This is a genomic window from Paenibacillus ginsengihumi DSM 21568 (assembly GCF_000380965.1).
Lineage (GTDB): Bacteria > Bacillota > Bacilli > Paenibacillales > NBRC-103111 > Paenibacillus_G > Paenibacillus_G ginsengihumi.
In genome coordinates, this window is record NZ_KB905549.1 from 96,720 (window position 1) to 121,662 (window position 24,943).

The 24,943-nt window shown below is 59.7% G+C and carries 21 protein-coding genes; 6 read left to right on the forward strand and 15 right to left on the reverse strand.

Annotated elements, in window-relative coordinates; all coding sequences use genetic code 11:
• Positions 1-76: 76 nt before the first annotated feature.
• From F591_RS0101765 to F591_RS0101805, 9 genes are all read right to left on the reverse strand, one after another.
• On the reverse strand, positions 77-1,111 hold the full coding sequence (locus F591_RS0101765) for a glycosyltransferase family 4 protein (RefSeq protein WP_019532862.1): 1,035 nt from the start codon (positions 1,109-1,111) through the stop codon (positions 77-79).
• 119 nt (positions 1,112-1,230) lie between these two features.
• Positions 1,231-1,509 carry a hypothetical protein gene (locus F591_RS0101770; RefSeq protein WP_019532863.1) on the reverse strand — a complete coding sequence of 93 codons (279 nt, stop codon included), beginning with the start codon at positions 1,507-1,509 and terminating at the stop codon, positions 1,231-1,233.
• Positions 1,506-4,004, reverse strand: a complete 2,499-nt coding sequence (locus tag F591_RS29370; RefSeq protein WP_019532864.1) for a glycosyltransferase — start codon at positions 4,002-4,004, stop codon at positions 1,506-1,508. Before F591_RS29370 ends, F591_RS0101770 begins: the two co-directional genes overlap by 4 nt.
• A gap of 30 nt (positions 4,005-4,034) precedes the next feature.
• Complete coding sequence (locus F591_RS27170; RefSeq protein WP_245580964.1) at positions 4,035-5,585, reverse strand: glycosyltransferase; 1,551 nt, start codon at positions 5,583-5,585, stop codon at positions 4,035-4,037.
• A gap of 248 nt (positions 5,586-5,833) precedes the next feature.
• The gene (locus tag F591_RS0101785) at positions 5,834-6,250 is read right to left on the reverse strand and encodes a hypothetical protein (protein WP_019532866.1); all 417 of its coding nucleotides are present in this window, start codon (positions 6,248-6,250) and stop codon (positions 5,834-5,836) included.
• Positions 6,243-6,920 carry a glycosyltransferase gene (locus tag F591_RS27175; protein WP_019532867.1) on the reverse strand — a complete coding sequence of 226 codons (678 nt, stop codon included), beginning with the start codon at positions 6,918-6,920 and terminating at the stop codon, positions 6,243-6,245. The genes F591_RS0101785 and F591_RS27175 overlap by 8 nt, the downstream gene beginning before the upstream one ends.
• Positions 6,917-7,171 carry a hypothetical protein gene (locus F591_RS0101795; RefSeq protein WP_019532868.1) on the reverse strand — a complete coding sequence of 85 codons (255 nt, stop codon included), beginning with the start codon at positions 7,169-7,171 and terminating at the stop codon, positions 6,917-6,919. The genes F591_RS27175 and F591_RS0101795 overlap by 4 nt, the downstream gene beginning before the upstream one ends.
• Positions 7,172-7,404: 233 nt before the next feature.
• Positions 7,405-8,376 (reverse strand): hypothetical protein, encoded by a 972-nt coding sequence (locus F591_RS33205; RefSeq protein WP_019532869.1) that lies wholly within the window; start codon positions 8,374-8,376, stop codon positions 7,405-7,407.
• Positions 8,366-9,607 (reverse strand): glycosyltransferase family 4 protein, encoded by a 1,242-nt coding sequence (locus tag F591_RS0101805; protein ID WP_019532870.1) that lies wholly within the window; start codon positions 9,605-9,607, stop codon positions 8,366-8,368. The genes F591_RS33205 and F591_RS0101805 overlap by 11 nt, the downstream gene beginning before the upstream one ends.
• A gap of 238 nt (positions 9,608-9,845) precedes the next feature.
• Here F591_RS0101805 and F591_RS0101810 point away from each other — a divergent pair, with 238 nt between their 5' ends.
• From F591_RS0101810 to F591_RS27185, 6 genes are all read left to right on the forward strand, one after another.
• Positions 9,846-11,144: a nucleotide sugar dehydrogenase gene (locus tag F591_RS0101810; RefSeq protein WP_019532871.1), complete on the forward strand. Its 1,299-nt coding sequence runs from the start codon at positions 9,846-9,848 to the stop codon at positions 11,142-11,144.
• 57 nt (positions 11,145-11,201) lie between these two features.
• Complete coding sequence (locus tag F591_RS0101815; protein WP_019532872.1) at positions 11,202-12,173, forward strand: NAD-dependent epimerase/dehydratase family protein; 972 nt, start codon at positions 11,202-11,204, stop codon at positions 12,171-12,173.
• Positions 12,174-12,179: 6 nt separating this feature from the next.
• Complete coding sequence (locus tag F591_RS0101820; RefSeq protein WP_019532873.1) at positions 12,180-13,094, forward strand: NAD-dependent epimerase/dehydratase family protein; 915 nt, start codon at positions 12,180-12,182, stop codon at positions 13,092-13,094.
• Between the two features lie 417 nt (positions 13,095-13,511).
• A complete protein-coding gene (locus tag F591_RS0101825) occupies positions 13,512-14,600 on the forward strand; it encodes a GerAB/ArcD/ProY family transporter (RefSeq protein WP_019532874.1) in 1,089 nt (362 codons plus the stop codon).
• Between the two features lie 6 nt (positions 14,601-14,606).
• Entirely contained in the window at positions 14,607-16,124 is a 1,518-nt protein-coding gene (locus F591_RS0101830; protein ID WP_019532875.1) for a spore germination protein, read from the forward strand.
• Positions 16,124-17,260 carry a Ger(x)C family spore germination protein gene (locus F591_RS27185; protein ID WP_019532876.1) on the forward strand — a complete coding sequence of 379 codons (1,137 nt, stop codon included), beginning with the start codon at positions 16,124-16,126 and terminating at the stop codon, positions 17,258-17,260. Before F591_RS0101830 ends, F591_RS27185 begins: the two co-directional genes overlap by 1 nt.
• A gap of 38 nt (positions 17,261-17,298) precedes the next feature.
• On the opposite strand, the gene F591_RS0101840 is transcribed toward F591_RS27185, so the two are convergent.
• From F591_RS0101840 to F591_RS27190, 6 genes are all read right to left on the reverse strand, one after another.
• Positions 17,299-18,813, reverse strand: a complete 1,515-nt coding sequence (locus tag F591_RS0101840) for a sulfatase family protein (protein WP_019532877.1) — start codon at positions 18,811-18,813, stop codon at positions 17,299-17,301.
• A gap of 293 nt (positions 18,814-19,106) precedes the next feature.
• Positions 19,107-19,826, reverse strand: coding sequence for a glycosyltransferase (locus tag F591_RS0101845; RefSeq protein WP_019532878.1), 720 nt, complete (start codon positions 19,824-19,826; stop codon positions 19,107-19,109).
• A gap of 15 nt (positions 19,827-19,841) precedes the next feature.
• Positions 19,842-20,684: a dTDP-4-dehydrorhamnose reductase family protein gene (locus F591_RS0101850; protein ID WP_026326314.1), complete on the reverse strand. Its 843-nt coding sequence runs from the start codon at positions 20,682-20,684 to the stop codon at positions 19,842-19,844.
• Positions 20,681-21,667 (reverse strand): polysaccharide biosynthesis protein, encoded by a 987-nt coding sequence (locus F591_RS0101855; RefSeq protein WP_019532880.1) that lies wholly within the window; start codon positions 21,665-21,667, stop codon positions 20,681-20,683. The genes F591_RS0101850 and F591_RS0101855 overlap by 4 nt, the downstream gene beginning before the upstream one ends.
• Complete coding sequence (gene wecB, locus F591_RS0101860; RefSeq protein ID WP_019532881.1) at positions 21,668-22,750, reverse strand: non-hydrolyzing UDP-N-acetylglucosamine 2-epimerase; 1,083 nt, start codon at positions 22,748-22,750, stop codon at positions 21,668-21,670.
• 27 nt (positions 22,751-22,777) lie between these two features.
• Entirely contained in the window at positions 22,778-24,373 is a 1,596-nt protein-coding gene (locus tag F591_RS27190; protein ID WP_051109074.1) for a glycosyltransferase family 4 protein, read from the reverse strand.
• Between the last annotated feature and the right edge of the window lie 570 nt (positions 24,374-24,943).

Sequence of the window (24,943 nt, forward strand, 5' to 3'; positions counted from 1 at the left end):
GCTAAGGGCACGGTGCGGCCGCACGTTAACGCAAGAACCTGCGCTTTCATGCGCAGGTCCGATCGCGGCTTGCCAGCTACGCCCTTCCCATGTATTCGCAGACCGCTTGTTCGAACATAAGCACGCTTCGCTCCCAGGTCCATTTCTCCGCTTCCTTCATCCCGGCGGAAGCAAGCCGCTCGCGCAGCGGAAGATCGTCGATCAGACGAAGGATATTCGCCCCGAGCCTGCGCTCATAGCCGTAGGACAGCAGGCAGTTGTATTCGTGCCGGCAATAATCCATATTGCCTCCCGAGTAAACGGCGGCGACAGCGGCCCCGCATTTCATCGCTTCCAGCGGCGGGAACGGACATGCCTCATGAACGGAGGCAGCCGCAAAAATATGAAGCCGATTATAGAGGCGGCACAGCTCCTCGTCGTTCTCCGGCATATGAAAGCGGAAATGTCCCGAAGTCATCATCTGCATCAGCACGGGCGACGTCTGAATGTCGCGCGGCGGGCCGATCAGATGCAGCTCCGCCTCGGGCCTGTTCGCTTTAACGAACAACAGTTCGGCAACAAGCTGCTCCTGCTGACGGTGCCAGGCGTCCCCGCCGTCCGGCTTGCGGATCACAGCCCCGATCTGCGGCCGCGCCTCCCCCTGACGCAAGCCGAGCGGGCGAAAGACGCCGCTGACGCCGATCGGAATTCGTTTCGGCTCGATGCCGTGATTCAGGTATACAAGCTCCTGCTGGTACTTGGACAGCACGACGAGATTGGAAGTGACTTGATAAGAGGGAAAAGAGACGGCCTGATTCGGCAAAAACAGCGGCTCGTAGCAAAGGCTGAGACGAACGTGCGTGCCTTTGCCCCGTTCGCTCGCCGCCTGCACCGGCCCGACCGTCGTATAGAAATTCGATACGAGGACATCGGCATGCGGAATATCGCTCTCCGAAATCGCATCATTCGGCGTCCGCAGCACCCGTACGCCGAGCGGAAAGTCGATGATGCCGGAGGCGGGCATCACGACGCTGACGTCATGCCCCCTCCGCGCCAGGCCTTCCATGATTTCCACCAGCATTCGCTGCGCTCCGCCCTTGACCAACGTAATTATAGCGAATACAAACCGCATGGCTTCCCCTTCCTTCTTCCGGAATGTGAACGATCCATGCTCTTATGATATGCACCCGCTTCGCCGGCCAGATAGACGGATAACGCTGCCGGGAAAAAATAGACGGTTGCACCAACCGGCTACCTGACTTCGAACAACCGCTTCAGCACAGCCATATCGGGAATCGCATAGCGCTCCGGCAGCTTGGCCAGTGCTGCCGACAGCCAATTGGCTTCCCCGTCCCGGGAAGCGGGGAGCAGCGACTGCTTGCCAATGAAGGAAGAAGCCGCATTCGGGTCCGGCTCCAGTGTGCCGAGAAATACGCGATCCGGCATGACGTAATCGTCCGGCAGCATCCGCTCCACATCGTCCCATATTTGCAGATCGACATGTTCATAGATATCGAAGGAAAAGATCAAGACCGTCCCACCTTCCTCATCGCTTCTTCGTATACGGCCAGCGTTCGTTCCAGCAAGGTGACGGAGGACCACTGCTTGGCCGCCCACGCCTTGGCCCGGCCAGCCAGCTCCGCTCGCCACCGGCTATCCGCCATCAGCCGGACAAGCTGCCGCGCCAGCTGCTCTTCATCGCCCGCCTCGAACAGCAGCCCGGTCCGTTCATGCTCGACCATCTCCGGGATGCCGCCGGCATTCGAGGCGACGACCGGCGTGCCGGAAAGCTGCGCCTCCATGACGGTGAACGGCAGGTTATCCTGCAGCGAAGGCAGAACCATCGCATCCGACTGCCTGAGCAGCGCCGGCACATCGTCGCGGTCGCCCAGCAGCTGGATGCGTTCCTCGAGACCGTACTCGCGGATCAGGCGCTCCAGCTCTTCGCGCAGCGGGCCGTCGCCCAGCAGCCAGCAATGCCAGCTCGCATCATCCTTCAGCCTGCGGAGCGCGCCGAGCAAGGTGCGGTGCCCTTTGACCGGCACGAGCCGGGCCGGGCAGCTGATCGTGAACGGGGCGCGCTTTGCGGCCGGCATGCCTGGCGGACGGGCGGCCTTCGCTTCGAATTCGCCGATATCCATGCCATACGGAATGACCCTGAGCACGTCCGAAGGCACCGCAAACTGCGACATTTCCCGAACGAGCCATTGCGTCGGCACGATCGTGGCGTCAGCCGACACGCAGCCGTAATACTCTTCGTCGCAGACGTACTTCCAGGCGAGACTCTCCTTGCTGCGGATGTCCCCGGAGAACAGATGCTCCTTGGCGAGCAGCCCGTGAATGGTGGCGACCAGGGGAACGGAATCCGGCTTCACCCGCGATATGGCTCGGGTGGAGACGATATCCTGCGTATGAATGATATCATACTGGCCCAAATCGAACAGCGCCGCCGCCACTTCGTAGCAGTAGCGCTCAATGTCGCGATAGCGAACCCATGGGTCGACATGAGACAGAAAGCGCTGATAGAAGCGAAGCACCTTGTCGTAAATGACCGACTTGATCGGCCATTTGCCGATCTGCTTGCCGCCGTCCACCAAATAATAATGGGCCATATCGGGATGATGGGCGAGCACGTCCACCTCGTGCCCCAGCTTCTCCAATTCCTTCTTCAGCAGTCGGACGTACACGTCGACGCCGCCGACATGCGGCAAATACCAGTATGTGGCCAGCAATATTTTTTTCCTGGCCGCGTTAAACATGGCGCCGGCGGCAAGGGGGGGCGAGGGAAGGGAAGCCTTCGGCAGCTCCGAAGCCGGGACGGTGGACAGCACGTAGACGCAGCCGGACATAAATTTCTTCTCATTCATGCCGGAGACGGCGCCTACGGCGATGCGCAGCCCTTCCGCTCCGCTCATGACCGCCAGGGAATGTCCGAACACCTCGGGCTCGTACCCGTTGAATTCGTGAATGCGGCGGCCGTCCAGATCGAGCAGGTAGGCGGCGCCGACCGCCGAACCGGCCAGCAGCTTCACCGAGCCCTGGCCGTCGGGATAAGGCGCGATGCTCGTGCCGAGCTCCTGCAGCCCGAACCAGCCTTCTTCTTCGAGCAGCGTGCGATTGCGGGAGAGCGAGACGACCTTCAATTGGCCGCAGCGCGTATCCTTCTTCCCGCTCGCTTTGGGCGAGCCGACAATCAGCTCGGCCGCTCCGTCGCCGTCCATATCCCAGGCGCCCACCCGGCTGCCGAATTCGTCGTAAGAGCGCTGCCCGGCCGCTTCGTACAGTAGCCCCTTGTCGCGGGAATATACGAGCACCTTGCCGTTGCGGGTGAGGCCGTCATTCGACGAACGCGGGCAGCCGACGACGAGCTCCGCGTGCCCGTCCCCGTCGACATCGCCCGCCGCAAGCGACTCGCCGAGGCCCTCCCTGGCAGCGCCGACGAATTGCTGAAGCACGCTCCCGTCGGCGCCGGAGTATATCGTCACCTTGCCGTCGCGCTCCAGGCCGTTCGGATCGATATTGTGCGAGGACGCGGCGATGTCCAGCCTCCCGTCCCGGTTCCAATCGAGCACGGCGAGCGCCGTTCCGAGACGCGCGTAATCTTCGCCGCCGCCCCAGCGGTAAAGCCGCTTGCCGGTGACGCCGGAGAAAACCGCAATGGAGCCGCATTCGGTCCAAGGCCCGAAGCTGGCGCGCGGGGCGCCGACGATGATCTCCTGAATCCCGTCGCCGTCGAGATCTCCCAGCGCCAGCGATGCGCCGAAGCAATCCCCGTACCTGTCGCCTTCCAGCGTGAATAAGAGCTGCAGATCGTGAGAGAACACATATACCCGTCCCCGGTAGTAATGGGGGATCGGATTCACCCCGCTCTCATCCTCGACATACGTCGCCGTGCTGGCGCTGACGATCCACTCCTCCAAGCCGTCCCCGTTCACGTCGCCGGCCGCGATCCGGTCGCCGAAGCGGTCGTGCTCCCGCTCTCCCTCCAGCCTTTTCCATAAATAAAACGGTCTCTCGTTGCCCAAGCCTCGTTCCTCCACTTCCAGACGAAATTGTTAAAGCGTGATGTCGATCATCATCGGCGTTCCCGCCGTTACGGCGATTTTCCGGGTATGCAGGCCGCGCGCCGCCGTTCCGAAGCTCAGCTCGTAGTTGCCGTACTGCGGGTTGTCGAAGCGGAAGACGCCTTCGTCATTCGACGTTCCGCTGCGCAGCACGACTCCCGACAGGTCAAGCAGATGCACATTCGCCCCGGCCATGCCGCTGCCCGTTGCCGATTCCTTGATGGTGCCCTGCAGCGTGGCAAAGGGCGGCATGGCGGGCGCCTCGGACGTGCGCGCCAGACGGCGCTGTCTTTGCACGAGCCGGTCTGCAAAACCGATCCGCTGCGCCGGCGCCTTCCTGCCCTCGAGCGCTTCCTCGTACACCTGACACGTCTGATCGAGCATCATCCGGTCGTTCCAAAAGGTCAGCGCATGCAGCCGGGCTTCCTTCGCTTGCCGCTCGCGCAGCGCCTTATCGACCGTAAGCCACAGCAGCTTCTCGTATAAATCCGCGGCATCTCCCGGCACGGCGAGCAACCCGTTCCTGCCCTCGTCGATCATTTCCACAATCCCGCCCACGCGCGAGGCGACGACCGGCTTGCCCAAGCTTTGCGCCTCCATAATGGAGAAAGGCAGATTGTCCTGCAGGGAAGGAAGCACGACGATATCGCTTGCGGCGAGCAGCTTCGGCACATCCGAACGCTTGCCGAGCAGCATGACATGATCGCGCAGCCCGAGTCGTTCCACCTGCCGCTCCAAATCGTCCCGCATCACCCCGTCGCCGATCAGCCAGCAGAGCACGTCCCGGCGCTTCTGCACCAGCCTGCTCATCGCTTCAAGCAGGGTGGCCTGCCCTTTGATGGCGACGAGCCGCGCCGGGCAGGCGATAATCGTCTTCTCGCGCTCGCGCGGGGCAAGGCTCTCCTTGGCGTCCTGCAGCAGCAGGCTGCCGAATTTTTGCTGATCGAGACCGTACGGGATGAAATGCGTATGCGGATGCGCAATGCCGAACGCCGACAGCCGGCCCCCTAGCCAGCGGCTGGGCAATATGAGACGGTCCGGCGACATCGCCCCGAAAAATTCCTCCAGCTCCAAATAATCCTGCTCCAGCCGCGAACGCGCCTGTATCTCGCGATTCGCCACCCACTCGGCCGCCAGGCAGCCGTGAATCGTCGCAACGAGCGGAACGGCCTCCGGCTTGACTTTGCGCATGGCATAGGTCGAGATAATGTCCTGCGTGTGAATCAGATCGTACTGCTTAAGATCCATGAGCCTGCAGGCCCGCTCGAAGGCGCGCTTCTCGGTTTCCCGCCACAGCATCCACGGGGTGAGCTTGACCCTTCTTAGCTCGTATTCGTGCGCTACCGCCTTCTCCGCCTGCTTTAGCAGAGACTTCTTGTCAATAGACCAGCTGCCGTTCATGACATAAAATCGGTCCAGCTCCGGGTGCTGCGCCATAATGTCCACTTGATGCCCCATTTCCTCCAAGCGGCTGCGCATAATCTTCACATAAGTCCACACTCCCCCGATATGCGGAAAAGCCCAATACGTCGACAGCAACACTCTCAATCCCAAACATCCCCTCTCCCTATGAACCTTCTTCTGCTGTATTCAATGTATTCGCACAACGACGCTTTGGCTTTCCGCTTCTATCGAATTATTGCGCCGCAATTTCATAGAAAAACCACTAGAATTCGTCTAGTGGTTCCATCCTCATCATTCGACGAAGCCCGCTGGCGAAGGTTCAGCACCGCAGGCGACAGCCGATGACGAATCATCATTCGTCATCGGCGCTAAACAGCCATTGCTGCTTATGTCCATTTCCGTTCGTCGGCTTTCGACGACTCGATCTCTTCGATAACCTCTTCTTCCCCGATCATTTCCGCTTCGTCCTCTTCTTCATCGTCCTGCATCGCGTGGCCGATCATCTGCAGGTCGAAATCCGGCATTTGGAAAGCTTTTTTCTCGGATTCGCCCATCGTCTCGAACACATCCATCGGCTCCGTACCCGGGCCTGTTCCCGGTCCCGTCCCCGGACCCGTGTACAGTCCCGAGCCCGGCGGCTTGTTCAGCCAGCGGAAGAACGGTTTAACCGTGAACACTTTGTTCTTTTCCATCGTATCGAACCAGGCCAGCAGCTCATCCGGGGACAGACCGGTGGGGATCATGTCCTTGTAGATCGGCGGCACTTTCGCCAGCTTGGCTTCAAGCTTTTTTTGCTCATTCATCTTTCTGTCCAACTCCTTCGTAAAGTTTTATCGTCTCCAGGGCGAGCCGTTCTTCGTCGTCAAGAATGTACGGCTCCGTCGTCAGCTGTCGGCCCGGTATCCGGAACCGGGAGCGGTATTCCTTCTTCAGCCATTTCGGCACGATCGCCACGTCGGCCGACATGACGCCAAAAATCTCCTCGATGGCGAGATACCGCGTCCGGGGAGAATCCGTCTCCTCCAGCAGGCCTTGATCCTGCATCTCTTCGCTCAGCAATCCGTGAATGGTGGCGATCAAAGGCTTGCCTGCCGGCATGATGCGCGACATGGCTCTGGTCGAGACGATATCCTGCGTATGAACCGCGTCGTACTCCCGAACATCGACCAGATAAGCGGCCGCCAGCTCGAACGTATAGCGTTCGATATCCCTCCACTGGATCCAGCTCTCCACTTCTTCATAATGCGTGTCGTAATAAATTTGCACCTCGCGGGAAACCGCATCGCGGATTTTCGATTTGCGGATCGTGCGGCCCGGATCTTCGTTGACGTACAGCTTGATCATCGAAGGATCGTGCGACAACACGTCTACGCGATGTCCCTGGCTCTCAAGCCCGCTCTTCAAAACATCGATGTAACGATGAGCCGCTCCGCGGTTCGGCACTCCCCAGTAGGTTGCAAGGAGAATGTTCACCTCCTCCCCCCCTTCCGCCTGATCAAGATCGCCTCGTATTCCCTATCGATCTCTTCCCTGGATTTTACGGCTACCCCGATCTGCTTGAGAAATGCCGCAAGCAGCTCTTGATCCGGCAAGGAATACGATTTGGGAAGGCGTTTGACAACCCGATTCCACACAGCTTTGTCCAGAGGAGTATGCTCCCCGAAATCAAAAGGGGTGAAATTGAAAATCGCCTTGTAAGGGGAGGGTCCGTCGTGCGGGATCATCTCGGCAATCCTCCTTCCCGGGTAGAATGGCGTTACGCTCCTAGTATATGTCACCGGCTAGCGATGGTTTGGACAACTATCTTTCAGCCATCCGCTTATTTTTGCAATCTTTGGGAAAAGCGCCCGGCTTGCGTAAACTGCCTGCCTTGGGAAGGGATAGCTGCGGTGCTCCAGCCACTCTTGAAGGTCGAAAAAAGCGGCCCCCGCTTGCAGGGGCCGCTTGGCGCTATGCTTTATTCTCCATGCGGATCTTGAGCATCCGCCCCATCGGGAGCCGCTTCGGGAATGGTCGGCTCCGTCACCTCACTGGCCAGCTCCGCAAGCGTGTCCGCGTCCAGCGTCGGGGCATCGACCAGCGGCACGATCTCCTCTCCCGCCAATACGTTCAGGAAAGCGGCATCGGGAATCAAATACTGGTTCGGCACGCTTTCGCGAACGTTGTCCCAGACCGCAGGATCGACTTGAATCTGGGGCGTGGGGATGTCGAAGGCGAACACGGATTGATACAAGTCTCCGGGCACGCCCTCCGGCTGAACGGGCGGCGCCGGCGGCGCGGGGTCCGGCGCCGGGGCGGGCGCGAGCTCAGGCGCATGCTCAGGCGCGGGCGCATGTTCAGGCAGCGGCTGCGGAGCAGCGGCCGGCACAACGAGCGGCGCAGGTGCGGCCGCCATCGGAGCAGGGGCCAGCCATGGCGCCTGGCCGCCAACGACCCGCAGCCGCCGAGACGAAGGCCGCGGAGCCCGCATTCTTTGGCGAATCGCGCGTCTCCTGCGGAGTTGGCGCTTCCTCGGCTTCGGCCTCCAGTTCCAGAGCCGCCGCCGTCTGATCCGTTTTTTTCTAAGCTTCCTCGTTAACGGTTTCGTTTGTTTGCCCGCCTTTTTGGCGCGCTGCCCCGCCGGCCTGGCTGACGGGCGCTTCCTGACCTCGGGGACGGCGGCTTGGGCCGACGACTGGCTACGCCTCCTCGTGCCAGGCCCCCTGGACTGCGCCGGCAGGCTGCGCTGCGTCGCCGGCCGAACGGCCGCCGGGCGCTTCCGGGTCGCGGGGACGGGCGAGGCGGCCAGCGCCAGGCGATGTCTCCTCGCGCCGGTCCCCTTGGACTGCGGCAGCGGGCTGCCTGCAAAGAGCGCTTTGACCCGCCGCAGATTGACCAGCGGGATGGAGCCGGAAGCCCTTCCTCGCGGGCTTAACCTTTTAACCGCCATGGACACTCCCTCCTCTTCGGACGCTATTGGCTCCGGTTACCGATTCGTAAACCGCCAGCGTCTGTTCCATCATATGAGATATCGACCATTGGCGCAGCGCCCATTGCTTGGCCTGCTCGCCGAGCCGCCTTCGCAGCAGATCGTTCTCAAGCACGCGCAGCAGGTTCTCGTACAGCGGCTCGCTCTGGCCCGCCGGAGCGACCAGGCCGGTCTGCCCGTGCTTTACCATCTCCGGAATGCCTCCCGCATCCGAGACGACGACCGCCTTGCCCGCCAGCTGGGCTTCCATTACGGAGAAGGGCAGGTTGTCTTGCAGGCTGGGCAGCACGAACACGTGAGCTTTCTTCAGCAGTGCCGGAATATCGGATCGGGCTCCCATAAACAGCACATGCTCCTCCAGGTTCAGGCTGCGGCATAGCTGCGTCAGCTCGCCGATGAGCGGCCCGTCGCCCAAAATCCAGCATACCCAATCGCTGCGCACCTGCTTCAGTCTGGCCAAGGCGTGCAGCAGCGGCTTGTGTCCCTTCACCGGCACAAGCCGCGCCGGGCAAATGATCACCTTCTTATCCTGCGGCGCTCTTATGGTCGTCCATTCCTCCATCCGTTCCATGAACGCGTCGATGTCCATGCCGTACGGAATCACCTTCAGATGCTTGCCGGGAACGCGGAATTCGCTCATATCGAGCCGTTTCAGCCAAGCCGTCGGCACGATCGTACGGTTGCTTGAGATCGCGCCGTAATATTCTTCGGCGGCGGCGTATTTCCAGCGCAGCGTATCTTTCCCGGTCACCTCCCCGGAATAGATGAATTCGGTAGCCAGACATCCGTGGATCGTGGCGATCAGCGGAGTCTGCTGCGGCTTGATGCGCCACAGCGCTCGCGTCGAGACGATATCCTGCGTATGAATCAGATCGTATTTTTGCAGTCCGAAGCTGGATGCCGCCGTTTCAAAGCAGTACCGCTCGATATCCCGCCAGCGAATCCATGGGTCGACATGCGGCATCCGCTGCTCGTAGAAAGCGTAGACCTTCTCATAAATTAGATCTTTGAGCTTCTTCTTCTGAAGCGTTCGGCCGTTATTGGGCATGTAGTATTTCTCCATATCCGGCGTATGCGCAAACACGTCCACCCGGTGGCCCATCTTCTCAAGCTCCCGCCGCAAAATATCGACGTAGGTGGAGACGCCGCCGACATGGGGCAAATAAAAATAAGTCGTGAGCAGTATGTTCATATCCCCATCCCTTCCATAGGAGAATTTTCCATACAACGTATGTACCAACCCATCCTTTCGTAAGGGACAGTTAACTATTAAGTCAAATAATATCTGCATTTCTGCTTCCCTCCTGCAATACTCGCCCAGCACAGCCTGTATGACATTCTACTATTTCCTTCTTAAATGGTTGTTAATCTATAACAAGAAAAGAGAAGGCCGCGTACGATATACAAGCATTGCGAAAGGAGTGAAAAAAATGGAAAAAGATGTGACGATCAGCGAGCAGATGAAGCACCGGATTGCCATTATCGGTCTAGGTTACGTCGGTCTTCCGCTGGCCCGGTTATTTCTCGAGCATGGGCATATCGTTTACGGAATCGACGTGGATCATAGAAAGATTCAGGCGCTGCTTGCCAAGCAAAGCTATCTTTCCGATTTTACGAACAAGGAGATTCGCAAGATGTTCGCAGGCGACCGGTTCCACGTCAGCGATTCCTTCTCTCTTGCAAGCCAGGCGGATGCGATAATTATTTGCGTGCCGACTCCCTTGGACCAAAATCGCAAGCCTGATTTGACTTATGTCCGGGGGGCGGTGAAGCATGCGCTGCCCCATCTGCGCAGAGGCCAGCTCGTTGTGCTGGAAAGCTCGACCTACCCGGGAACGACCGAGGAGGAGCTGCAGCCTATGCTGGAATCGGCCGGCTTTACCGTCGGGCACGATATTTACCTTGCCTATTCTCCCGAACGGATCGATCCGGGCGCCCAGCGCTCTCCGATGCAGGACATTCCGAAGGTGCTTGGAGGGGTCAGCGAGCGGTGCAGAACGTTTGCCGAGCAGGTATACGGCAGCGTATTTTCGCGGGTCGTTCCCGTTTCGTCGCCAAGAGTAGCTGAATTCACCAAATTGCTGGAAAACTGCCAAAGGCTCGTGAACATCTCCTTCATGAACGAACTGGCGATCATGAGCGAGAAGATGAACATCAATCTGTGGGAAGCGATCGACGCCGCCAGCACCAAGCCGTACGGCTTCACTCCGTATTATCCCGGGCCGGGCATCGGCGGCCACTGCATTCCGGTCGATCCGCTCTATTTGTCATGGAAAGCGAAGCAGTACGGGATCGATCTGCAGTTCATCGATATCGCCCATCGAATCAACGAGCAGATGCCCGAATATGTCGTGCACAGGGTGCGCCAGCAGCTGTCTGCCAAAAAAGCGCTCAAGGACAGCAGCGTCTTCGTCATCGGAGTCACTTATAAGAAGGATGTCAACGACCTGCGCGAATCGACGGCGCTTCCGATTGTGGAAGGTTTGCTGAAGCTCGGGGTCAAGGTAAGCTACCACGATCCGTATATTCCGACGCTGACGCTCGGAGAGCGGAAGCTGGAGGGCTCGGATCTCACAAGAAGAAATCTGCAGCAGCATGACGCTGCGCTCATCTTGACCGATCATTCCCACATTCCTTACGAATCCGTGGCGTCCAGCGCCCGGCTCGTCATCGATACCCGCAACGCAACCAAAAACGTGGCTGACCGACGCAACATTGTTCTGATTTGACGCTTTCGGTTCGGGCGAGGACGATAGGAAACGAAAAAAAGGCGGTGTGCAAATAAAATGAATATTTTGGTAACCGGCGGAGCGGGCTTTATCGGCTCCCACCTTGTCCTGCGCCTGCTGGAGCTGGGGCATCGCGTCACGATTCTGGACGATCTGTCGACAGGCCGCCAGGAATATTTGAACGAAGCGGCGAAGCATGACAGGCTCACGGTGCTTCACGGAAGCGTCACAGACCCGCTTGCGCTGCGCAGCGCGATGGAAAACTGCGATGTCGTCTACCATCTGGCTGCCGTTCTCGGCGTGAAAAACACGGTCGAAAACCCGCTGAAGGTCATCGAAGGCAATATCGACGGCACCCGAGGCGTGCTGGAGCTGGCTTACGAGCAGGGGACGAAGGTCGTCTTTGCCTCGACGTCGGAAGTATACGGCAAAAACAGCCAACTTCCCTTCAGGGAAGATTCGGACCGCGTGCTGGGCGCTCCGTCGATCCACCGCTGGTGCTATGCGACAGCCAAGGCGATCGACGAGCATCTGTGCTTTGCCTACGCCGAGAAAGGGCTGCCGGTAACGGTCGTCAGGTACTTCAACGCGTATGGGCCAAGACAGGTCTCCTCGCAATACGGCAGCGTCATTCCGCGCTTCATTCGGGCGGCGCTGCACGGCGAGCCGCTCGAGGTGCACGGCGACGGCACGCAGATCCGCTGCTTTACGTTCATTAGCGATACGGTCGCCGGAACGGTCGCCGCCATGGCCCCGCAGGCGAACGGCCTGGCGTTCAATATCGGCTCCGAGAAGCCGATTACGATCAACGAGCTGGCTGTCAAGGTGCGCGAGCTGGCCGGCTCCGAATCGCCGATCGTGCAGGTTCCGTACGAGAAGGCGTACGGCCCGGGATACGAAGATATGCCTGCGCGCATTCCCGATATTTCCCGCGCCAAGGCGATTCTGCAATACAAGCCGATGGTGTCGCTGGATGAAGGCTTGCGCATTTCCATCGAGTGGTTCAGACAACAGATGAAGGACGGGTGATCGGACATGAGAGCCATCGTAACCGGCGGGGCGGGCTTCATCGGCTCCCATCTGGCGGAAGCGCTCGTCGCGGAAGGGGCCGACGTTCACATCGTCGATAATTTGCGCACCGGCTTCACGGAGCATGTGCCGCCGGGCGCAACGCTGCACCAGCTCGATATTCGCAGCGCGGAGGCCGTTCAGCTGTTTCGCAGCGTCAAGCCGGATGTGGTGTTTCACCAGGCCGCTCAAGTCGATGTCCAGCGCTCCGTCGCCGATCCGGGCTACGACGCCTCCGTCAATATCGCGGGGACGGCCAACATCCTGCAGGCCTGCCTTCAGGCGTCTGTCAAGAAGCTGATCTACGCGTCTTCCTGCGCCGTTTACGGCGAATTGGAGACGGGCTTGATCAAGGAGGGCGATCCGACCGAGCCGATCTCCTTCTACGGCATTTCCAAGCTGACGCCGGAAGCTTATCTCCGCGTCTTTGGCCTGCTGTACGGGCTGGACTACACCGTCTTGAGATACGCCAACGTGTACGGCCCGAGACAGACGCCCAAGGGGGAAGGAGGCGTCGTCGCGATCTTTATCGACCGGCTCAAGCAAGGACTGCCGCTGGTCGTCTATGGAGACGGCGAGCAGACGCGCGACTTCGTCTACGTAGGGGACGTCGTCCGGGCGAACCTGGCCGCCGCAAGCCGGGGCAGCGGGCGCACCGTGCAGGTGGCAACCGCCTCGGCAACGACCGTGAACGAGCTGGTGCAATGGCTCGCCAACATCCACGGCGCGCCCATTCAGCCGGAATACCGGCCGGAGAGGCCCGGCGACATCCGTCACAGCTGCCTGGACAACCGCTTGGCCAAAGAGATACTGGGCTGGACCCCCCGATATGACGTGTATCGGGGGCTTAAGGAAACGTACGATTATACAATGAGATCATAGGCTGCGCGGGAAGCGAGGTCGCTTGCTTGAGGCGCTGCCCTTACAATCAGGCCGTCCGGAATATTGCCGGGCGGCCTATCTTGAAAATTTGGCGGTATACGCCGACAAATTTTCAATACCGCAGGTGACGGCCGATGACGACAGGAAGCGCTCGTCATAGGCGGCTATCTTGAAAATTTGGCGGTATACGCCGACAAATTTTCAAAACCGCAGGTGACGGCCGATGACGACAGGAAGCGCTCGTCATAGGCGGCTATCTTGAAAATTTGGCGATATACGCCGACAAATTTTCAAAACCGCAGGTGACGGCCGATGACGACAGGAAGCGCTCGTCATAGGCGGTTTTTAATCATTAGAGGATAAAATACGGTATTCAGGTTATACTAGCCTCAAATTGTTGTAGCTCAGGTGATCTGCGTGACGAACCAAGCGGGCCGCGTCATCGGAATTCTCAGTGCGTACTCTGTCATGATTTTGGCCATCGGGTTAATGAATCATGTGATCGTCGTGCCGCCGCTCCTGCAAGTGGCGAAAAGAGACGCCTGGATCAGCGTCCTGGTCGTCATGCTGCCGTACTTGGCATGGGTTGGCCTGCTCCATCGCATTATGAAACGGACCGGTCAGGAGCCGCTCTTGCTGTGGCTGAACCGGCATTGGGGGCGGATCGCGAGCGGAACGGTTCGCGCCTTTTTCATCATTTACCTGTTTTTGATTGCGGTTATGACATTAAAGGATACAACGATGTGGACGCACACCTCCTATTTGCCCCGCACTCCCGAGCTGGTCGTGTCTGCGTCGCTGGTCTTGCTCAGCGTCTTCGCCGTTCATTTTGGCATTCGAACCATCGCTATCGCTTCGGGCATCCTGCTGCCGTTCGTGATCGTCTTCGGGGATTTTGTCATGAGCGCCAATCTTCCGCAAAAAAATTACGCCTTGCTCACGCCCATGCTGGAGCACGGCTTAAGCCCTGCCCTTCGCGGCACCGTGTACGTTGGCGGCGGACTGGCCGAGCTGTTTATTCTGCTGCTCTTTCAGCACCGCTTAAAATCCGATGTTCGCCCCTGGTCGCTGTATTTGCTGGCGAGCTTCCTGGTCCTGCTCGTGCTGGGACCGGTGACAGGAGCAATCAGCGAATTCGGTCCCTACGAGGCCGCGGAGCTGCGCTACCCGGCTTACGAGGAATGGCGGCTGGTCAAAATCGGCAAGTACATCCGTCATGTCGACTTCCTGTCGATATACCAATGGCTGTCGGGAGCTTTCGTCCGCATCGCCTTATCCATGTTTTTGCTGCTCGAGCTGCTGATCGTAAATCACAAAAAATACCGTGCCGCCATGGCGGGGCTGCTCGGCCTCGCCTTGGTGATTCTGGTCGAGTTGCCCATTAGCGACATGCAGTATACGGCCTTCCTCAAAAGGTATTACTTGCCCGGATCGCTGTGGGGCGTTACCGGAATGCTGCTTATGCTCTCCCTGCTGACAAGCATGACTACGCGAAAACAAAGGTGAATTGCCATGAAGTTTCGTTGGCTTCGGCCATTGTTCCTGCAGCGGAATCACGCTCCGCCTCCTTTGCAGCCCGGTTCTCCCCCGGATGAACCGACAGCATGGACTCCGGAGACAATTCGCCTTCTGTTCCGCAGATCGGCGGATTTTGTCATGAAACGTTACGAGCTCGGAAACGCTGAACAAGCGCAGTCGGTGTTCTTCATGTACTGCGAGGGTCTGACCGATACGCGGCCGATCAACGAATATCTCATCCCCGAGTTAACGCGCCTGATCAATGAGCAGTTCGGCCTGGAGATGGACAAGAAGCTGCGAATGACCCGCATCCAGCGTACAGCCGACATCGTCGATCGCGTATTTTCCGGGGAGCTCGTCCTGTACTTCGAACGGCTGAACGTCATCTATGCGGTCGATACGGCCGATCCGCCCCATCGCCAGCCATCGGAATCGAATACCGAAATATCGATTAAAGGGCCGAAAGATGCGTTCGTGGAAGAGCTGACGACCAATGTGGCGCTGATCCGCAAACGGCTTCGCAGCAATTCCTTATGTTACGAGCAATTGACGATCGGCAAGCGGAGCCGCAGCAGGGTGGCCTTGCTTTACATTGAAGATATTACGCGGCCCGAGCTCGTCGATGAAGTCAGAACGCGCTTGCAGCATATCGAGATCGATCTGATGTTCAGCAGCAGCCAATTGGAAGAAATGCTGGCGGACTCTTCGCGATCTCTGTTCCCACTGCTGCATTACACCACACGCCCTGATTTTGCGGTCGATTGCTTGACCAGGGGCCGATTCGTCGTCATCGTCGAAGGAGCGCCGACCGTGGTCATCGGTCCGGCCAATTTGACGCTGCTGCTGAAGACGCCGGAAGACTTCTATGTGCCGTTTTACATGAGCACCTTCGGCCTGCTGTTGCGTTTTATCGGCCTGGGCATCTCTTTGCTGCTCCCGGGCTTTTGGATCGCGCTGGCGTCTTTCAATATGGAGCAGCTCCCTTTCCCTTTTGTAGCGACGATCTCATTGTCGCGCATGGGACTTCCTATGCCCGCTCCGCTCGAAGCATTCCTGATGATCGCGCTCTTCGAACTGTTCAGGGAAGCCGGCGAGCGGCTGCCCAAGGCGGTCGGGCAAACCGTCGCCGTAGTCGGCGGCATCGTCGTCGGCGATGCCGCCATCCGGGCCGGCCTCGCCTCCACGACGTTTCTCGTCATTGCCGCCATTTCCGCCGTTTCCAGCTTTACGCTGGTCAATCAATCCTTGGTAGGCACCGTCAGCGTCATCCGTCTGCTTGTGATGCTGTGCTCCTCCACGCTCGGCATATACGGATTCACTTTATCCGTCATCGCCATCGTGGTGTATCTGTCCTCCCTCGAGTCGTTCGGCATCCCGTATCTTGCTCCGTTGTCGCCGATTCGCTGGCGGGATGTCGTCATGGCCTTTGTGCGAAAGCCGTGGTACAAGAAGAAGCGTCGCCCGGAAATCATGCTGACCCAAGACAAGACCCGTCAACAGGAGGAGTCATAATGTCCCGCGCAGGCAAAGCGTTGGCCGTTTGGATCCTGATATCGTTCACCCTGACCGGATGCTGGGACATCAAAAATATACAGGACATCAACTACTTGACCAGCTTGGGATTCGACAAAGTCGGCCAGCAATATCGGGTCTACGTGCAAATGATCGACTTCTCTTCTGTGGCCAAATCGGAGTCGGCCAAGCCGACCGAGCCCATTCCGGTATGGGTCGGCATCGGCAAGGGCGAGACCATCGTCGGCGCGGTGAACGATCTGTACCGGACCGCGCAGCTGCGCGTATTTTACGGCCAAATCAACTCGATCGTCTTAGGCGAGAACATTCTGAGATCGGATCTGAAAGATGTCAAGGAAGTGCTGGACCGTTATTACGAATTTCGCTATACCCCATGGCTATTCGGCACCAAGGAGCCGATCGACAAATTGTTTGCCGTCACCCCCTTCTTCAATCTTTCGCCGCTGATGTCTCTGCTGCATCAACCGCAGGAAATTTACAAGCAGCAGTCGCTGATCGCTCCGCTTACATTGCGGGAGTTCGTGGCGGAAATTCGCGAGCCGGGAAACGCTGTCTTTATCCCCTCCTTATCCTTGAGGAATCTCGATTGGGAAGTCGAAGGCCAAAAGAAGCCGATGATGGATATGGACGGCGTGTTCGCTTTTCAAGAAGAAAAGTATAAACAATGGATTGCGCTGCCGAAGGTTTTCGGTTTGCGGTGGGTCGAACCGAAAACCGAGCGGAGCCCGCTGCTGATCCGATCCGAAGGGCGCTCCCAAGCGTCTGTGTCGCTGGAAAAGCCCGATATCCGCATCCATCCGGTCATTGTAAACGATCAAATCGCATTCAACCTGGACGTCAAACTTTCCGGATATATCAGCGAAGCTCTTCAGCTTATGCCGGAAACGACGTTGGAGCAAAAGGCAGCGGAGGCCGTGAAGCGGCAAATCCAAGATACCTATGAGGCTGGTCTGCGGTCCGGCATCGATACGCTGCGGCTGGAGCACGCCCTTTACCGGCAAAACAACCGCGAATGGAAAAAGCTCCGCGGGCAGGGAGGAATCAAGCTGACGCCGGATTCGGTTCATATCCGCGTTAAAGTGAAGCTGAGACATTCCGGGAAATTGAAGTATTAACGTCAGGCGAGTCCGCCCGGCTCCCGGCGGCTCCCGCCTTACCCTAAAGCGGCCAAGCCCTGCTTGTCATAGAAGAACGGGCCGCGGGTCCAGACGCAGGCGAGATGCATGAGCAGCTCCGCCGTCATGCGTTCCCTTACGGCCGCATGGCGGTCGTCCTCGTACAGATTGCGCCATTCCAGCGGGTCTTCCGCCAGATGGTAAAGCTCGCCGCGGAACTGGCCGGTTCGCTCGATCGCATCGTCGATCGTTCCCGGCATGTACAGAATCAGCTTCCACTCCTTGGTGCGCCACATCAAGGCGGGCGCCGTATGCACGCCATCCGTGCTCTTGGCGTGGAATTCGCAAAACGCGCCCTGGCGCTGCCGTTCCCCGAGCAGGTCGAGTCCGGGCAGCTGCGGGTTGCGCGGCAGGCCGGCAGCCTTGGCCAGCGTCGGCACAATATCGACCAGCTCCGCCGGCCGCTCGTCCACCGTCCCCCGCCTCTCGGCAGGAACGCAGGAGCCGGACAGAATCATCGGAACGCGGACACTGGCATCGTACAGACAGTATTTGCTGAAGCGGAAGCGCCGTTCCCCCAGCATCTCCCCGTGATCGGAGACGAACACGATCAGGGCGTTGTCCAGCCTTCCCTGCTGCTGCAGCTTGTCCAGCGCCCGGCCGAAATAATGGTCCAGCCATGTGCAGTTCGCAAAATAACGGAGCGTCGTCCGCTTGCGCTCCTCCGGCGTCATCCTCTCCCACACCTGCCGCTTGTCGGCATAATTTTGCCGGGTTCGCTCGTTGATCTCGTCCGCTGCCGCCAAATGCGTGCCGCTTTCGTACTCCCAGGGCGGCTGGGGCAGCTCGGGAATATCGCGCAAATCGTACAAATCCTCGAACTCCTTCGGCACGTTGAAGCCGGCATGCGGCTTCAGGAACGACAAATACAGAAACAACGGCCGCTGGGGATCGAGCCCTTCGTCAATAAACTTCAGGCATTGCTCCGCCACCCAGCCGTCCCGGTGATGCTCCATCGGCACCTGGCTCGTGCAGCCGATATAGCCGTTCGCATTCTCCTCGCCGCTGCCGTAGTGCCTCGTCTCTTCGTAGTACGCGCGGAGCCCGTCCGGCTCAACGTCGCCCATCATGACCGCCCCCCGCTCGTAATGTCCGCTGTCGCGCGCAAGCCCTACCGCTCTGACCTCGAAGCCTCGCGTCGGCGGCTCCGGATTGCGCAGCCCATGGTTCCAATGCGTTTTGCCGAATCCGGCCGTCTGGTAACCGGCCTTGCGCATCAGCTCCGGCAGCGGATCGCTCGGCAGCTTGTCCTCGTCGTACAAGCCTCCGTAATTCGTCCGCACACCGAGCTGGGACGGATAGTAGCCGAACATCATAGAGCTGCGGCTCGGCACGCACATCGGCGCCTGACATACCGCCTGGCTGAATACGATGCCCTGCTCCGCCAGCTTGTCGAGAGTCGGCGTCAATATATGTCTGTTATATTTCCCTATGCAGTCCCAGCGCTGCTGATCGGTCATCAAAAAAATGATATCAGGCCTAGATTCCGCCATGCCCCGTCCCCCCTGCTTCGTGCAACTAAAAAATCCATCTTCATTATACGTCAGTTTCAGGCGGAGCAGCATGTCCGATCCGGACACAAACCTGCTTGATCCCGACATGTGCTGCCCGAAGCACGGCGCAGACTTCAGCCGCCGGTATTGCGAACAATATCGAGCCGTTTCCGAGCGGGGATTGACGAGCCTTGCGCAGGGTCATGTGGACGATATTGCCATGCCTGACGGCATGCCGGGAGGGGGCCGGGAAGGAGCGGGCATTCGGCTGTCGCCAAGCTGCAGCGCCAGTTTCAGCGCCCGCTCAATGAACGGATGTAGTCGGCCATTCGACCGGCATATTTGGCCCTTGTCGCGGCAAGCTCCTGCTCGATCACGGGCCGGTGGCGGACCGTGCCCATTTGGCTGTGCCAGCGGTACTGGGTCAGCGGCTTGTCGATATAGTCGAAGCGGCAGCCTGCCAGCATCATGCGGTACCACAGGTCGACGTCATGCGTGTACGGCAGCGCGCTGTCGAACAGCCCGACCTTCTCCAGGAGCCGCCTGTGCATGACGACCGTGCAGCCGTTGACCGGATTGCATGTCAGCATGGCCGTATAGAAGGAGATATCATCCCTGTACGGATGCGTTACATGTCGCTGCGTAATCTGGCCGCATTCGTCGATCAGATCGAAGGCCGTATAGCTGATCATCGCTCCGGCGGCCTGCATGCGCGGAATTTGCACGGACAGCTTGCGGGGATAGAAGCGGTCGTCCGAGCTGAGCCACGCAATATATTCGCCCGAAGAGGCGCGGATGCCGTGGTTCAGCGCGCTGGCCGTCCCCCCGTTGCTTTTGACCAAATACACAATCCGGTTCAAATAAGGAGCGATCTTATCGGCATGCTTGGTCGCGCCGTCGTTCACGACGATAATCTCCACTTCCGGATACGTTTGCGCGAGCGCGCTGGCCAGCGCCTCCCCGACGTACGGGTCGTTGTAAAACGGGATGATGACAGATACGAGCGGATGCATTCGGCTCCCTCCTGTTCAATGCGCGGTCATCCAGTCCTTCAGCTCCTTCAGCATGACGTCATAGCCCGGAACGCGGTAATTCAGATCGGTGCGCGAGCATTGCAGCGTCCTGTCGAGCACGATCGCGCCGTCCGGACGAATGTCGACTCCGGTTATGCCAAACGCGCTTTGGAATCGGCGCAGCAGCTCGTATTTGCTGACGGTCTCCGGAGCCGTCAAATGGACGAGCCCGCTCAGATGTTCCCCCTGCTCCAGCGCATGATGAACGAACTTGGCCAGCTCCAGCGTCGTCACGCCGTTCCACAGGACGTTGATGTAGCCGTTCACCGTGCCCTGCTGCTTCATAAACCACTGCAGCAGCCCGATGCCCTGCGCGCGGATTTCCGGGCCGACGATCGAGGTGCGCACGGTCAGATGGGGCGGCTTCCCGACCTCGCCCAGCGCCTTCGACCTTGCATATACGGTCGCGCCGTCGGGAATGCGGCTTTCCGAATACGGCCCGCGATCCCCGAGAAATACGCAGTCGGTGCTGATATGAATGAGCCTGCCTCCCGTCCGCTCGGCCCATGCCGCCAGCCGGTGCGGCAGCAATCCGTTGATCAGATACGCCTCCGTCTCGCGCTGCGCCGCCGATTCGTTCAGGATGCCGATGCAGTTGACGATCGCATCGGGTCTGAGCGCCTCCGCCAGCTTCGCTCCCGCCGTCCAGTCGCCGGCGTCCCAGTACAATCCTCTGCTCCGCCCAACTTCATACCGCTGGCGGGTCGTATGGAACAGCTCATAGGACGTATGCTCGGACAAATACTGGAGCAGCAGATGGCCGGCCATCCCGTTGCCCCCCGCAACCAGCACCCTCACGGCAGGAACCCCGCTCTCTCCAGCATGGCGCGGATTTCCCGGCCGCTCATCAGCGAGTCGCCGGAGCAGTAGCTGCCTGTCGGCACCCGCGGGTAACGGGCGTAGTAATCCTGCAGTCCGGCGATATTCAGCACAGGCAGAATAACCATGTATTCTTCGCTGTAGGCGACCGTATTTTGCGACTCGTATTCGGAGTACAGGATTTCGTGAATTTTCTCGCCAGGCCTCACCCCGAGCTCGACGATGCCGACATCGCTTAGCCCCATCGCGCCGATCAGCTCGGCCGCCAGATCCATAATCCGGCACGCCGGCATTTTCATCACGAACGTCTCGCCGCCGCGCCCCTCCTCCGCCGCCCGCAGCAGCAGTCCGACAGCTTGCTTCAGCGTCAGGAAGAAGCGGGTCATATCGACATGCGTGATGCCGATCTGACGCTTTTCCACCAGTTCTTGATGGAACACGTGAATGACGCTGCCGTTGGTGCCCAGGACGTTGCCGCCGCGAACGCAGACGAAGCGCGTATCCGGATACATCAGGTTGGCATGCACCATCAGCTTCTCGCCGATCGCCTTCGTCATGCCGTAGAAGTTGGCGGGATGAGCCGCCTTGTCCGACGAAATGTAGACGACTTTTCTCACGCCCGCCTCCGCTGCCGCCTCAATGACATTTTGCGTGCCGGTCACGTTCGTCTTGAGCGCCTCGTACGGCTGATCCTCACAGACCGGAACATGCTTCAGCGCAGCCAGGTGAAAGACGTAATCGACGCCCCTGCACGCTTCCGCAAGCGCCTGCCTGTCCCGGATGTCGCCGATCCGGAAACGGAGGCGCGGATCGTCAAACGCCCGCTTCATCTGAACCTGGTGCAGCTCGCCCCGGGAAAACACGACGATCTCCCGAGGATCGTGCGTCATAAGCTGCGAGACCAGCTCGCGACCCCAGGAGCCCGTGCCGCCGGTGACGAGTACCGTGCTGTTCTTGAACATCTATATCCCTCCCAACACATATTTGACGACCTTGGCGGATACGTGGGGATCGAGATAGCCTTCAGGACACAGCCAGTCGTTCGGCAAGCCGGTCATCTGCCTGACCCCGGCGACAATGCGCTCGGGCGACAAGCCCGTTACGACGTTGCTGCCGCATTCCACCGTCTCCGGCCGCTCTGTCGAACGCCGCATCGTCACCGCAGGTACATGGAAAATGCAGCATTCCTCCTGCACCGTTCCGCTGTCCGTCAACACGCACCGCGCATGCCGCTCCAGGCAGGCGAAGTCGAAAAAGCCGAACGGCTCGTGAAACTCCACCAACGGGTGAACGGCGAGCCCCGGAATGCGGTCGATGCGCGAGCGGGTGCGGGGATGCACGCTGCAGACGATGCGCAGGCCGAAAGCTTCGGCTACCCCGTTCAGCCCGTTTATCAGCGCCAGCAGCCGCTCCGGACGATCGACGTTCTCCGTCCTGTGGGCGGTTGCCGCAAAGTATCTCCCAGGCTCCAGACCGAGCGTTTCCAGAATAGAGCTTGCCGCGATCTGCGGCTCGTAGTGCGTCAGTACCTCGTAGATCGGATTGCCGGTCACGACGATGCGGCTTGGCGGATGCCCTTCGCGAAGCAGATTCCTTCTGCTGTGCTCCGTATACGGCATATTCACGCTCGCAATCGCATCGATGACCCGGCGGTTTTTCTCCTCCGGCACCTCGAGATCGAAGCAGCGGTTGCCTGCTTCCATGTGAATGACCGGGATACCCAGGCGCTCGGCCAAAATCGCGCACAGGGCGCTGTTCGTATCGCCGAGCAGCAGCACTTTGTCCGGCGCTTCCCGAAGCAGAAGCGGCTCGAGGCCGGCGAACATCGCCGCCAGCTGTCCGCCGAGGGATTGGTTCCCGCTCTGCAGAATATAATCCGGGGCGCGCAGGCCGAGCTCCTGGAAGAAGCGGCCGCTTAGCGAAGGAGTGAAATTTTGTCCCGTATGCACAATGATATGCTTCCCGGCCCAGCGGTCCAGCTTCGGCATGATCAGGCTCAGCCGGATGATCTCCGGACGGGTGCCGAGAATCGTCATCACCTTCATCGCTCCAATTCCTTTCATCCCCGGATTTTACAGCGCCCTTCCGGCCGGAAGCCGCCGCAGCTCGTCATCCTCCACCGGCACGACGCGCTCCGGATCGTATCCCCGCTCAAGCAGACGCTCCATCGAGCTGAACGGAAAGCGGCGGCCGCCCGCAAGCAAATAGACGGTCGTATCCTCCCCCCGCGCCAGCATCACCGCCGGCCGGTGCCGGTCCGTCAGCGGGGCCGGGCGGATCGGCGTCCCCGTCTCAAGCGCATGCAGCTCTTCGTCGGCTACCGCGTTCACGTCCTGCCAGCTGTATCGGTAATAAGCCAGCGCTTCTTCGGATGCGAAAGGCCGCTTCTTGCCTCCTTCGATCAAAAACACGGCGTTCGATTGATGTCCGCGATACAAAGCATACTCCTTCAGCTGCGGCGTCCGTCCCGTTCGACGCGCCGCCGCCGCGTCCAGACTCGCCTGCAGCCGCCTGAGCAAGCCGCGCAGACGCAGCCGGTACCGGTCGATGCCGTAGGCGCTTGCGGCGGCCCGGATGTTGGCGGCGCCGGCCGCTTCTCCGTCAGGAGCTTCCAGCCACTCCAGCGCCTTGGCCGTCAGCCCGCGGGTATCGCCTCGCTCGACCAGCCAGCGCCCGTTATCCGTCCCGAGCAAAATCTCCTCCAGCCCGCCCGACCGGTAAGCAATCACGCCTTTGCCGAAAATCAGGCCCTCCAATGCGACCATGCCGAACCCTTCCGCCACCAGGCTCGGGACGACGACGAGATCGATCGCCGGATACAGCGATTGAATGCGGGATTCGAAGTCGAGCCGGTAAAACCGGCCGGCATGCCCCGATGCGGCGATCAGCCGTTCGCAATGCGATATATATTCGGCGTCGGTCGAAACGCCGGCAATCGCAAAGCGGACGTCGCTCCTTAAGTCCGCCAGCGACGCCGCCATGCGCACAAAATGCTCCAAGCCTTTCTCCTGATGCAGGCTTGAGGCGATAAACCCGATCAGCGGCTCCCGACCGTGCAGGCCGAGCCGCCGACGCAGCGCAGCGCGGCTTTCCGCCCACGAGGCCGGCTCCAGCTCATCGCGGTGCCAGGTCGGCGGCAGCAGGGCGAGCTTGTCGCCGAAACCGGCTCTCCGCAGCGGCTCCAGCACCGTCTCCGAAATGCCGACGATGAGGTCGGCGCAGCCGTGAATCAAGGCGGCCGCCTGCGGAGTGAACGGGGTGTCGGCCATCGTCTCCGCGATCAGCCAGACGACGGGAATGCCCAGCGCCTTGGCGGCCAAGGCGGGATAGACATGCACGCAAGTATTGACCAGCACCAGATCCGGCTGATACTGATGCAGCAGGTCTGCTGTTTTGGAGTGCGCCCTGGCCTCAACGATCCGCTGAACCTCGCCGGCCGTCTCCGCCTCGGGCCGGTACATCTCCCAAACGAGCGGTACAGGGTGAATGACGGAGGGAATGCCCTTCTTCGCCGCTTCTTGCCGCAGCAGGCCGTCCCTCGGCACGACCAGCATGCAATCGGCATGACGCCCAAGCTCGCAAGCCAGCGTCAGCAAATATTTTTCTGCTCCGGTAATGAAGCTGTCGCCGCATACATGGGAGAACAGCATCAGTTTCGCTCTGCTCATAGCTTCGCCCGGCAAGCCGGGAACCGCCCACCTCCTTGAAATCCATATATCAGCTATCAGCGTGTATGCCGCTTCCGAACTTCCGACATGGGTCGGAAGCGGATCGTCCATGTTCCATGGGACAATATCAATATATTGATTGGACCATGGCAGCGGCACGACATTTCCCCCAGTCGAATCGTACAATTTCGGCGGCGGAGCGCATGCAAAAGCCTGACGGCCGGCGGCCGCCAGGCAGCAAGCGTTTTACGGTTCAGCGCGTCTCGCCCCGCAATATTCCCGAATCACACAGACCGATGCTCGCCCCTAAATGGGGCCGTGACCGTGCCGACATGCGGATTTATGCGGATTTTTGGCAATCCCGATCCGGCTTCCCGACATGGCCACAGCAGTTGACGTCCGCCCGACAGCTGTCGTTGTATAGGACTACGACGGAGATACTCACCTAGCCGCCCCAACTCCGCGCGCTATGCGTTCGAAATCCGCGTCGGCGTTCGGACTCTGACGCAAGTGACAAACGCTATTTTGCTGAATCGTACCCTGTTTAAAATGTAACGCAGGCTAGGCAGC